The sequence below is a fragment of the Xanthomonas sp. AC360 genome (assembly GCF_979258225.1).
In genome coordinates this window covers 4,671,376-4,683,004 of record NZ_OZ409846.1, presented here as the reverse complement: position 1 = coordinate 4,683,004, position 11,629 = coordinate 4,671,376, and the positions used below count along the sequence as shown (strand labels likewise).

Annotated in this window: 10 protein-coding genes and 1 other RNA gene; 8 read left to right on the top strand and 3 right to left on the bottom strand. The window is 65.8% G+C overall.

The window, feature by feature from the left end:
- The first annotated feature begins 18 nt into the window (after window positions 1-18).
- From ACZZ0O_RS20070 to ACZZ0O_RS20045, 6 genes are all read left to right on the top strand, one after another.
- Window positions 19-666, top strand: a complete 648-nt coding sequence (locus ACZZ0O_RS20070) for an LPS-assembly lipoprotein LptE (RefSeq protein ID WP_463591660.1) — start codon at window positions 19-21, stop codon at window positions 664-666.
- A gap of 166 nt (window positions 667-832) precedes the next feature.
- Window positions 833-1,861, top strand: a complete 1,029-nt coding sequence (gene holA, locus ACZZ0O_RS20065) for a DNA polymerase III subunit delta (protein ID WP_055849929.1) — start codon at window positions 833-835, stop codon at window positions 1,859-1,861.
- 38 nt (window positions 1,862-1,899) lie between these two features.
- Window positions 1,900-2,727 carry a nicotinate-nucleotide adenylyltransferase gene (nadD, locus tag ACZZ0O_RS20060; protein ID WP_463592497.1) on the top strand — a complete coding sequence of 276 codons (828 nt, stop codon included), beginning with the start codon at window positions 1,900-1,902 and terminating at the stop codon, window positions 2,725-2,727.
- A 57-nt stretch (window positions 2,728-2,784) separates the two neighbouring features.
- The gene (gene rsfS, locus ACZZ0O_RS20055; RefSeq protein ID WP_055849932.1) at window positions 2,785-3,195 is read left to right on the top strand and encodes a ribosome silencing factor; all 411 of its coding nucleotides are present in this window, start codon (window positions 2,785-2,787) and stop codon (window positions 3,193-3,195) included.
- An 11-nt stretch (window positions 3,196-3,206) separates the two neighbouring features.
- Window positions 3,207-4,322, top strand: a complete 1,116-nt coding sequence (locus ACZZ0O_RS20050; protein ID WP_463591659.1) for a J domain-containing protein — start codon at window positions 3,207-3,209, stop codon at window positions 4,320-4,322.
- 170 nt (window positions 4,323-4,492) lie between these two features.
- Window positions 4,493-4,569: non-coding RNA, sX9 sRNA (locus ACZZ0O_RS20045), on the top strand.
- A 201-nt stretch (window positions 4,570-4,770) separates the two neighbouring features.
- Here ACZZ0O_RS20045 and ACZZ0O_RS20040 read toward each other — a convergent pair.
- Window positions 4,771-6,306: an alkaline phosphatase PhoX gene (locus ACZZ0O_RS20040; protein ID WP_055849936.1), complete on the bottom strand. Its 1,536-nt coding sequence runs from the start codon at window positions 6,304-6,306 to the stop codon at window positions 4,771-4,773.
- A gap of 121 nt (window positions 6,307-6,427) precedes the next feature.
- Between ACZZ0O_RS20040 and rlmH the strand changes: the two genes are divergently transcribed.
- Together rlmH and ACZZ0O_RS20030 are read left to right on the top strand one after the other, a co-directional pair.
- Window positions 6,428-6,898: a 23S rRNA (pseudouridine(1915)-N(3))-methyltransferase RlmH gene (gene rlmH, locus ACZZ0O_RS20035; protein WP_323537384.1), complete on the top strand. Its 471-nt coding sequence runs from the start codon at window positions 6,428-6,430 to the stop codon at window positions 6,896-6,898.
- A gap of 15 nt (window positions 6,899-6,913) precedes the next feature.
- Entirely contained in the window at window positions 6,914-7,501 is a 588-nt protein-coding gene (locus ACZZ0O_RS20030) for a hypothetical protein (protein ID WP_463602947.1), read from the top strand.
- Here ACZZ0O_RS20030 and ACZZ0O_RS20025 read toward each other — a convergent pair.
- Entirely contained in the window at window positions 7,465-8,139 is a 675-nt protein-coding gene (locus ACZZ0O_RS20025) for an energy transducer TonB (RefSeq protein WP_323537383.1), read from the bottom strand. The two genes, ACZZ0O_RS20030 and ACZZ0O_RS20025, sit on opposite strands and share 37 nt — an antisense overlap.
- A gap of 309 nt (window positions 8,140-8,448) precedes the next feature.
- Window positions 8,449-11,553, bottom strand: coding sequence for a TonB-dependent receptor domain-containing protein (locus ACZZ0O_RS20020; protein WP_463591656.1), 3,105 nt, complete (start codon window positions 11,551-11,553; stop codon window positions 8,449-8,451).
- Window positions 11,554-11,629 lie beyond the last annotated feature (76 nt).

The following is an 11,629-nucleotide window of genomic DNA, read 5'->3' as shown; positions in this document are numbered from 1 at the left end:
CTCATCCAGACTGTGCCCATGATTCGATTTCCTACTGCTTTCGCTGCGTCCCTCGTGCTGGTCTCCAGCCTCACCGCCTGCGGCTTCCACCTGCGCAATTCGCTTGCGTTGCCGCCCGATACCCCGGCCGTGAAGGTGCAGTCCGCAGTGCAGTACAGCGAACTGGCCAAATTGCTGCGGCGTGGCCTCAAGGCTGCCGGCGCCACGCTGGCGGATGAAGACGCCAAGACCGGCTTTGCGCAGGTGCAGGTGTTGTCCGAGCGCTGGGGCGATTTGCCGATCGCCATCGACAGCCAGGGCCGTGCACAGGAATACAGCCTGCGCTACGCCGCCATCTTTACCGTCACCACCGCCAACGGTGCGGTGCTGGTGCCGCAGCAGGTGATCGAGCTGTCGCGCGACTACGTGTCGCCGCCGGTGGACGCCACCGGTACCGCCACCGAGCGCGAGATCCTGGCCGACGAGTTGCGTAAAGATATGGCGGCCTCGATCCTGCGCCGTATCGACAGCGTGGTGCGCGCCCGCGTGCAGCGTGGCGAGAGCCTTGAAAGCACGCCGACCGCGCCGCTGCCGCAGGCCACCACTCCGCCGGTGCAGCCATCGACGCCCGAATCCAGCGTGCCGGCCTCGCTACCGCCAGCGCCGCAGCCGTCGTCGAACAACTGAGCGTGGCGATCGCATCTCCCGCGTGTCTGTCAGGCGGGCGCAGCGGCTGTCCGGAACTGACAGGCGCGGCGCGTGCTGGCCGTGACCAGCGTCCCGTCGGCGGTCGCCTGCCGGCGGCGCGTGACGGCGTGTCGGCCAGACTGCGACCTGGCGCGCGGTTGTAGGCATGGAACTTCGCCCAGAGCAGCTGGCCGGCCAGTCCAATCAGCCGTTGCAGCCGGCCTATCTGATCGCCGGTCCGGAAACCTTGCGCGTGCTTGAAGCAGCCGATGCGGTGCGTGCACGTGCGCGCGCCGAAGGCATCGGCGAGCGCGAGGTGTTCGATGCCGACGGCCGCGAGTTCGACTGGAACCAGCTCGACGCCAGCTTCAACGCGCCCAGCCTGTTCAGCCCGCGCCGGCTGGTGGAAGTGCGCCTGCCCAGCGGCAAGCCGGGCAAGGACGGCGCCGAGGTCATCACTCGCTTCTGTGCCAACCCGCCGCCGGACGTGGTGCTGCTGATCACCGCCAACGACTGGAGCAAGGCGCACCAGGGCAAGTGGGCCGAGGCGATCGGCCGCATCGGCACCATTGCCGTGGCCTGGGCGATCAAGCCGCATGAATTGTCCGACTGGATCGAGCGCCGCCTGCGCGCCCAGGGCCTGCGCGCCGACGCAGCCGCGGTGCAGCGCCTGGCCGAGCGGGTGGAAGGCAACCTGCTCGCCGCCGCGCAGGAGATCGACAAGCTGGCCTTGCTGGCCGATGGCAAGACGCTGGATCTGGAGGCGATGGAGTCGCTGGTAGCCGATGCCGCGCGTTACGACGTGTTCCGCCTGGCCGAAACCACCTTCTCCGGCCAGCCCGCCGCGGTGATCCGCATGCTCGCCGGGCTACGTGCCGAAGGCGAAGCCGTCGCCGCGCTGATGCCGATCCTGATCAAGGAATTGCTGCGCACCGCTGCACTGGCAAAGGTGCAGGCCAACGGCGGCAACCTGGCCGCGGAAATGAAATCGCAGGGCATCTGGGAATCTCGCCAGGCCCCGTTCAAGCGCGCGCTGCAGCGTCACCCCGAGGCGCGCCGCTGGGAGCGCTTCGTCGCCGAGGCCGGCCTGGTCGACCGCATGGCCAAGGGCCGCGCCGACGGCGATGCCTGGGTCGGCCTGGAACGCCTCCTGGTTGCGGTGGCCGAAGCGCGCGCGGTGAGATTGCTGGCGTGACAGCGGGGCAGGCCGGGCCTGGAAACCGCGCGTCCGCGATCCGGGACACGGGATCCGAAACCCGAACCACTGCACCGCCGAGCCAGGACACGCAGCTTGTCGCTCCGGCCAGCACTGCGATCAGCGCGTCAGTTCCCGGCCCCCAGTCGGCCGTACCGGCTCCTGGCCCTTCCGATTCCCGATTCCCAATTCCCGATTCCCGGCTCCACCTCTACTACGGCGGCACCTTCGACCCGATCCACCTGGGTCATCTGGCCATCGCCTGCGCGGCACGCGACGAACTCGGTGCGCTCGTGCACCTGGTGCCGGCCGCCGATCCGCCGCATCGCGCCGCACCCGGTGCCACGGCCGCGCAGCGTGCGCAGATGCTGGAACTGGCGCTTGCCGGCCAGCCCGGGCTGCAGCTGGACAGCCGCGAGCTGCAGCGTGCCAGCCAACAGCTGGCGCCGTCCTACACCGTGGAGACCTTGCGCGAGCTGCGCGAGGCACTCGGGCCCACCACGCCCATCGCCTGGTTGTTGGGTGCCGACGCCTTCGTTGGACTGCACCGCTGGCACCAGTGGGAGGCGCTGTTTGAGCTGGCGCACTTCGTCATTGCCGCGCGGCCCGGCACATCCCTGGACCTGAGCGATGCGCCGCACCTGGCCGCTGCGGTGCAGGGGCGCTGGGCCGCCAGCACCGAGGCACTGCTCGCCGCGCCGGCCGGCCGGTTGTGGCAATTGCACCACCCGTTGCGCGGCGAATCGGCCAGCGCGGTGCGCGCGCAGATCGCTGCCGGCGGGCCCTGGCAGGCGCTGGTGCCGGCTGCGGTGGCCGGCTTTATCGCCCGGGAAGGTCTGTACGGCTGCCCCCGCGCGGCTAGCTGAACACGCATCCGCCCGGACCGGCCTATAATTCACGCTAATTCCATCGAGTTGCCCGCTTTGACCAGTCAAGCCCAAGTCATCAAGACCTCCATCCCGAATCCGCCGCCGTCCGTGCCGGCCCTGCTGGCCACCGTGCGCGAGGCCGTGGAGGAGCTGAAAGCCAAGGACGTGGTCGAGATCGACGTGCGCGGCAAGTCCAGCGTCTGCGATTACATGGTGGTTGCCTCGGGCACCTCGACCCGCCATGTCAAATCGATCGCCGAAGAAGTGGTCAAGTTCGCCAAGCGCCTGGACGTGATGCCGTTGGGTGTGGAAGGCGAGCGCGAAGCCGAGTGGGTGCTGGTCGACCTGGGCGATGTCGTGGTGCACGTGATGCTGCCGCGCGTCCGCGAGTTCTACGCGCTGGAGCGTTTGTGGACCGTGGGCGACCAGCGTCCGGACGATGTGGTTGCCGATTCCGAGGAGTAACTGGCCCCGGCATGGCGAGAAAACTGCAAGCCACCCCGGATACCGCTGCTTCGCACGCGCTGCAGCGGTTGCACAGTGGCGCTGCGCAGGTGTCCGGTGTAGCAGCGTCGCCGGCCCGCAAACGCTTTGACCGGCTGCTGCGCGACCTGGAACTGCATCGCGCCCAATTGCAGGCCTGGCAAGTGGCGCTTGCGCAATGGCGCGAGCGCTATCACGGCGAGCTGCAGCCCTTGCTCGACCGTCGCCGCGATGCCGATATCGCCCTGGTCGAGGAACTCGATCGCGCGCACGCTTCCTACAAGTTGGGAAAGGCCGATCGCGAATTTTTGTCGGATCTGCTGTGCAACATCGCCGGTCCGCTGATCGAAGCCGGCCACGAAGCGCTGCGGCAGATCTACGATCGCCACAGTGTCGTCGGCTATGACCAGGAAGTCTCCGAATCCGATGCGCTGATGAAGCAGATTCTCGGCCAGGCCTACGGACTGGATGCCGACGAACTGGATGCGATCGACTCGCCAGAAGAACTCTTCGAGCGTGTGAGCGAGCGCCTGGAGCAAGAGCACGCCCAGCAGCAGCAACGCCAGACGCAGCGCCGCAAACGCGCCGAGCGGAAGGCCACTGCCGCCACTGCCGAACCCCCGCCGTTGCGCGAGCTGTATCGCAAGCTGGCCGGCAATCTGCATCCGGACCGCGCCAAGAACGACGATGACCATGCCTCGCGCACCATCCTGATGCAGCGGCTCAATGCCGCCTACAAGGCCGGCGATCTGCTGGGTTTGCTCGAACTGCAGGCCGAGATCGGCTTGATGGACGCGCAAGGCGTGGACGCGATGAACCCGACGCGGTTGCAGGAGTACAACCGCGAACTGGACCGCCAGTGCAAGGACCTGCAGCAGCAGGTGCAGCAGCAAGCGGGCGACTTCTGCGCCGAGTATGGATTGGACCTGCCGTCGCGTCCGAAGCCGGAGCGGCTGGGCAGATTGATGGCGCAACTCAAGCGTGAGGTCGAAGACGAGTTGATGGAGGCACGCCAGGGCCTGCGAGAACTGGGCGATCCGCAATTGTTCAAGCGCTGGTTGAAGATGCAGCGCGTCATGTCGAGCGTGCCCGAAGCGCCCTGGTTCTGACCACGCGCGGCAACGACGCGAGTGGCTGCGCTGCGCGACCGAATGCGTCTGCCCATGCGCGGTTCCCAACAGCCGGTGATGCCAGCCGGGCGCCGGTAGCGAGGCTTTAGAGTGGCCAGCACAGCGACTGTGCTCACCGCCAGGCGGGCGCGGCCGGTGCTTGGTGCGGCATGTGCCACGCGTACATGCCTGTTCTGGGCGCGCCGTCCACGGCCGCCTGACGACTGCTCGCTACGTGTTGTTAGCCGCTCTTAGCTGCAGCGACCTACGGCGCTGACCGTGCGACCAGCCTGCCGCCACGCGCGACATTCGGAGGTGGCGCATCGACTGTGCGCCTGCATGCGCTACGTTTTCGCTGTTGGCCTGCGGGTCTTTCGGCACGCTTGAAACCTGCCGGATGAGCGGTGATACGCCCTCCGGCAGGTGTCGCGTCGTGCAGAGAACAGGCTTACAACGGCCCGCGTTCCCATGGCCCGGTGATGGCCAAGGTAATCCCCGGTGTCTGGATGTTGACGAACAAAGTGCGTGCCAACGGGTCCCAACAGGCGCCGCAGAACTCGGTGTCGCGGTAATCGCCTTCAGCAATGGTCTTGCCGGCATCGGCGATCTGCTGCGAGGTGAGCTGCACGTTGTTCTTGGCCAGATAGAACGATTCGCCGTTGCGGGTCAGGCCCAGCAAGCGCGCGCCGGGGCCGTATTCGTCCGGGCTTTCGCCGCCGTCTTCGCACAGCACCACGCCGCCGCGCGCACTGACGGTGACGTTGTCCGGGTTATGCGCCGCCAGCTGATTGCCGCTGACGAACAGCGCGCTCAGGCGCTGGGTGAACAGGTCCAGCACCCACACCGCGCCATTGCCGTAACCGCGCCGGCCCTGCGCATCCACACCGGTGCTGGTGTCGACGATGAACATCTTGCCGTAGCTGTACCAGATGCCTTCGCCGCGGCTCATGCGTAGCGCGCCGTCGGCCCAGGCTTGTGCAAACGGCCCGCTCAAGGTGTCGTTGGCGCCGATGTCGGCAAAGCCGGCCGGTGCCGCGATGCTGTCCAGATCGGGCTCGCTGATATCCACCCACTCCAGCTGGAACTGCTGGCCGATGCTGGCCACGGTGAGGTCGGCATTGCGACGTCCGCGCACGCGCGCGGCCTGCAGCCGGCCGCCGTTTTCCAGCGAGCCATTGCGGCCGCGGCGGTCGTTGGGAATGAAGCGATACAGGCCGGCCTTGTTGCGGTCGTCTTCGGTGAGATAGACGGTGCCGGTGCGCGGGTCGATCGCCACTGCCTCATGGCTGAAACGGCCCAGCCCCACCAACGGACGGCCGGTTGTGCGATGGCTGTCCGGGTCCACTTCGAATACATAGCCGTGCTTGCGGCCGGTGCTGGAGACCGCGTTGGTCTTGATCTCTTCGCAGCTCAGCCAGGTGCCCCAAGGGGTCGGCCCGCCGGCGCAGTTGACCAGGGTGCCGCCCAAGCTCGGCTCCAGGCTGCCCCAGCCACGGCGGCCGTAGCTCAGCGTGGTGGTGCCGCCGCCGGCCTGTTGGGTGCCGCTGACGATGCCGGTGTCGTACATGGCCGGTGCGCGGAACGGGCTGCCGGCGCCGCGCTCATGGTTACGGATCAACACGTATTCCAGGCCGCGCAGCGGGTCGCTGCCCGGACGCCAGTCGGGTCGACGCAGACCGACCACGGCCATACCGTCGTGGCGGTCGGGGCAGGGCTGGCCATCGTCCATGCGGTCGCCGCTCCAGCCGAACGAGCGGTAGCTGAAACCGCGCGGCAGCTGCAGTAGCGGCAGGCCGGTGCTCTGGTCGGCGACCGGGGCGAGCGGGCCGTAACGGCTGGGGACCGGGGCGAGCCGCACCGACGGGGACGTGGCGGCCTGGGCCTGACGCGATTGCAGTGCGCCCAAGCTGCCAAGGGCACCGGCGGCCATGACGGCGGCGCTGCCCTTGAGAACCTGGCGGCGGGCGGGATCGAAAATCGGCATCGAACGACTCCTGCGTGGCTGGGTGGTCGGGCGACACTAATTGCCGGCTGTAACCACGCCATGACACGCAACGACAAATCGCCACGGACTGCCCAGGCTGTGACGCGGATATCATGTGCGAATGAAATGCCGACTCATCGCCACCGGCGAGCGCGCACCGGCCTGGGTGGCGCAAGGTTTTGCCGAATATCAAAAACGTCTGTCGCACTGGATGCCGCTGGAGCTGGTCGAGATCGAACCCGGCCTGCGTGGCAAGGGACGCGATGGGCAACGCGCCATCGACGATGAAGGCCGTCGCGTCATCGCCGCGCTGCCCAAGAACGCGCATGTCGTGGCGCTGGATGTGCCCGGTCGCCCGCTGAGTTCAGAGCAACTTGCCCAGCGCATGGAACACTGGCGTGGACAGGGCCGCGACCTGGCCTTCCTGATCGGCGGCCCGGAAGGCCACGCGGCCGAGGTGCTGAAAAACGCCAACGAAAGCTGGTCGATCGGCCCGCTCACCTTGCCGCACATGCTGGTGCGCCTGGTCGTGGCCGAGCAGCTGTACCGCGCTGCGGCGATGCTGGCCAATCATCCGTATCACCGGGCGTAATGGCGTCGTGACGTGATGCCGCGCGCGGTGCAGCTGGCGTCATCGGAGCGGCTGATCATCCAAACCCCCGAGATCGGCCCGCTCACGCTGCCGCACATACCGGTACATTTGAGTGTCGCCGAGCAGTTGCATCGCACTGCGGCGATGCTGGCCAATCACTCGATTCAGCGCGTTGGTCGGGATCTGCGTCAGCACGCAACGGCTTGCTGGATAGCGCGACTGCGCGACGCCTGCTCAGCTTCCGGACGAATGCGAACCGAAGCGATGGCCGAGGTGTGTCGCGCGTTGTTGCCGGTTTTGATCGCGTCGGCGGGATCCGTCGTGCCGCTCGCTCGCTTCCTTCTGTTGGCCGCCCCCAGCCCATTGATGCGGCGGGTCGTCACTGGCGCTCCTAGTGCTCATGCGGCAGGCGAAGGACACTGCGGCGTGGCCGCTACGCTTGCTGCCTGGCGCGCGTGCGTTGGTAGCGGGATAGTTGCCGCCAGCGGATGCGTAGAGGTTCGCAGTGGTGCGGCGGCCGCAGTTGCAGGCCGCCGCGTCGGTCCACGCTTCAATTCAACGAAGCTTCAATTCAACGAAAAACTCACCGGCACCAATCCGTAGGCCTGCACGGCCTGGCCGTTTTGCATCGCCGGCTGGAAGCGCCAGCTGCGCAGCACCTGGCTACGCGCGGCCAGATCGAGCGCGCGATGACCGCTGCTGGTTTGCACGCTCACTTCGGCCGGGCGTCCATCGGTACCCACCAGCACGCGCAGCAGCACTGTGCCTTGCTGCCCCGCACGCAATGCAGCCACCGGGTAACTCGGTGCGGGCGAACTCAGATACTGCAACTGCCCTGCCTCGATCGGCCCGCTCGGTGCAGCGATCGTGGGCGCGCTGTCCATCGCGGTGCCGGTTGCCGGGAGGGTAACTGACGTGGTGTCGACCACGGATGTCTGGTCGATGAGAGGAGTCGGCACCTGCACCGGGACTGGCACGGTCTTGGGTGGTGTATGCGTCTTCGGTGTGAAATTCACAGTGACCGGGATTACCAGCGGCGGTGGTGGGGCGGTCGGTATCGTGATCGGCATGACCCAACGCGGCTCGGGTGGCGCTTGCGGAACCGCCCGATGCGACAGCGGGATCAGCAACAAGCCACCGGCCAGCAGATGCAGCGCCACGGCGGTGCTCATCGCCAGGACGCGCGAGGTGTCGATGCCAAGGGGACGGGAAGAAACTTGCGATTGCGTGCGAACCATCATCCACCTCCAAAACGGAACTGCGGAAAGGACCTGCGCGGCCCGGACGCACTACACCATCCGGTAGCGTAGGTTTACCGCAGCGCGCGCGGCTGCACAAGTACGACGCGTAGCTGCGACGGGTTTTCTATATCGCCGACGATGGCGGATCGATATCGCCGCGACGGCGATGTCGATAGCTAGCTGAGTTTCTTTGCGGTGCCAACGCGGATCAGCGTTCGCGCATGCAAACGCCCAGCCGAAGCTGGGCGTTGCGGTAGAAAAGCCCAGCCCGTTGCCAGGCTGGGGAAACGACGCTGACGGGAGAGTGCGTCAGTAGTCGTACGCCACCGAGAACATCGCGTAGCGTGGCTGGGTGAAGAACGCGCCCATACCGTAGGTGTTGGATAGCGTGAACGCGCTGTCTTCCCAGGTGGAATCGACCTGCAGCGGTTTACGCTCGTTGAAGATGTTGAAGGCCTGCAGCGTCATGGAGAGCTTGTTGTCGGCGAACGCGGGGCGATAGGTCAGGCCCAGGTCGACGATCTTTGTCCAGGGCAGGCGACCTGCGTCGCCCGGGCGCGAGGGTTGGCCGTTGCAGGTGTGGTACGCGGAGCCATAACCCACCGGATCGCCGGCATCGGAATCCTCGCTGATGCCGTTGATGCTCACGTAGCCAAGACAGGATTTCGGCGTACCGGACAGCACGCGGATGTTGCCCGCAATCAGCCATTCGGGCGCGATCTGGTAGGAACCGTAAATCTTGATCTGATGGCGGCGATCATTGGCCAGGTAGCCGCCCGAGTACCACATCAGCGCAGCGGCATCCCAGTCCTGGGTCTTGGAGACATCGGTCTGGCCGATATCGGATTTGATCTGCCCTTCGGTATTGCCGAAATTGCGCGACCAGGTGTAATCGATGCGGCCTTCCCACTTGCCGTCGAACGGATGTTGCAGGAACAGGTCCACCGCCAGATAGGTGCGCTTGGCCTTCTTGTCGAAGCCCCAGTCCGACGGCGACATCGATACCGACGTGCGGCCGGAGCCATCCAGGTTGGCCAGGCTGAAGGAATTGGTTTCGCCGGGATTGAAGATGATGCAGCCGGGCACGTTGACGGTGCTGGGATCCACGCCGATCGCGGTCAACTTGGTGCGCATCCGATCCGCATCGCAGACGTCGTCGATGGTGGCGCCGAGCGAGCGATAGGTCGCCTTGGCACCAGTCACCCAGTTCTCGCCAAGCGTCTTGTCGAAGCCGAGCATGAACTCGTCCTGGTACATCGACTTCAGGTCGGTGGCGGCGATACCGGCGGCATCCGGTGCTTGGCCGCATTCCAGATTGGAGGAGACGACATTGCCCGAACAGGAGAATCCGGCGGATGGATCGACCGCGACCGGCGTCAGCCCGGTCGGGCTGCCCTGCGCATCGATGCCGGTGTAGGTGAAGTACTCGCGCGTAAACGTGGACGGCGATGCGCCACGGATGGCCACGCTGTTAGGCAATGCCAGGTAGTAGCGACCGGCGTTGCCGTAGACCTTGAGCGAGGAGTCGCCGAACACGTCCCAACTCAGCCCCAAGCGCGGCGCCCACTGATCGCCACTGGTCACGTAGGGCACACCCGCGTCGTTGAAGTTGGTGAACTTGTCGTTGCGGATACCCAGCGTCAGCAGCAGCTTGTCGTTGACCTGCCATTTGTCTTCGAGGAAGTATGCTTTTTGCTCGACGGACATACTGGTCGCGGTATTGAACACGGAGCGATAGGCGTAGTAGCCATTGCCACCGGCCGGACCCACGCCCAGCGCAGCGCTGATGGGCGAGGCGGGGCGCGAAGAGCGTCCATAGATCCAGCGGAAGCCCGGGCCGGTGGTGATGACACCTTCGTTGCTGGCATTGAAATACATATTGTCCACACCTGCAGTGAGGGTGTGGCTGCCCAACACATATTCCAGGTCGATACGCAGACCGCGCGTCTTGTTTTCGCCATCGCGCGCCTGGCTGGAGGTCTGGTTGTTGCGGATCTCGCTGCCACCGGTGATGGCCGGGTCCTGCAGATTGGTGTTGGTCAGCAGCGGTGCGGTGCTGGGGTTGTTGCGGAAATCGGTCTGACGGCTCTTGCCGTAGGTGGCGCTCAAGGTGAGATCGTCGGTGATGTAGCTGGTGTACTTGCCGATGTAATAGCGGTCGTTGACCTTGACCGTATCGGCGAATGCGCCGTTGGCGTCGCCGTTGAGGCCCTGGTATCCGTTGAAATCGCTGTAAACACCGCCATCGCGCGAATTATTCTTGACGCCGGTCAGTTCGAGGATGTTGCTGTCGTTGATGTTCCAGTCGATCTTTGCGTAGACCTTCGGCTCATCGGTGCGGTAGTTGTTGCGGCCGATCACCGGGTCGTCCCTGCGTGCGGTGGAAACGCCTTCGGTGCGTTCCTGCTCTGCGGCGACAAAGACGAACAGGCGGTCTTCGATCAGCGGGCCGCCGCCATAAACGCTATAGACCGTATTCCAAAAAGTGTCGTCCTTTCGGCTACGGTAAAGAGTGCCGGGCAGGCTGTCGTCGCTGTATTCATAGCCGGCAGGTGGGGCCGCATTCGGGAAGAAGACATTTTTGTTGTCGCTGGACAGCGACTTCGGACGCCACAGCACTTGCGCGCCGAAATGCCATTCGTTGGTGCCGCGCTTGCCGAGCTGGCTGAGGACGCCGCCTGCGGAGCGGCCGTAACGCGCGCTGTAACCGCCGGTATAGGTTTCCTGCTGGTCGATCGCGCCGAACGGCAAGGTGACGCCGCCGATGTTGGAGAGCGGATTGGAGCTGAGGTAGCCGTTGAGGTAATAGGCATTTTCGGTGACGCCCGCACCGCCGAAGGAAATGGCATTGCCGAAATAGCCGCTGCCTTGCACGGCTCCTGGTGACAAAAGCGCAATCGCCTCACCCGAGCGCGCCAGCGGCAAACGCTGCAGCTGTTCGGCGGTAATCACCGTTCGCGAGGCGGTGGCGGACACATCCACCGGCGAGATGTTCTTGCCGGTCACGGTGATCGTGCCCAGGGTGGCGGTGTCGCCGGCGGCACCGCCGCCGAATGACACATCGGTGCCCGCGCCGACGCGCAGGGCAATGTTCTTGCGTGTCTCGACGGCCTGTCCGTCGCGTTGCAAGGTGACCGTGTAGGTACCGACGGGAAGATTGCCGATGGCGTATCGCCCGTTCGCGTCGACGGTCGCTGTCCGGGCAAAACCAGTATCGCTTTGTGCAGTGATGGTTGCACCAGCAGCAGCGGGCGCGCTCCCGTAGATGCCGGCGGTGGTGCTCTGTGCAGCGGCAGTGCCGGAAGTCAGCACGCCGACGGCGCCGCTCAACGCAAGCGCGAGCACGCTGATGCGGGCATGGCGTGCGCGCGATGGTGGATGGAAGCTGCGCTTCGAGACAGGGTGGCCGGTCATCATCTCTCTCCAGAGGAGCGCCATCACGAATATGACGGTGCGCTGACAACCGATGCTAGAGCGCTGTAGGGCTTGC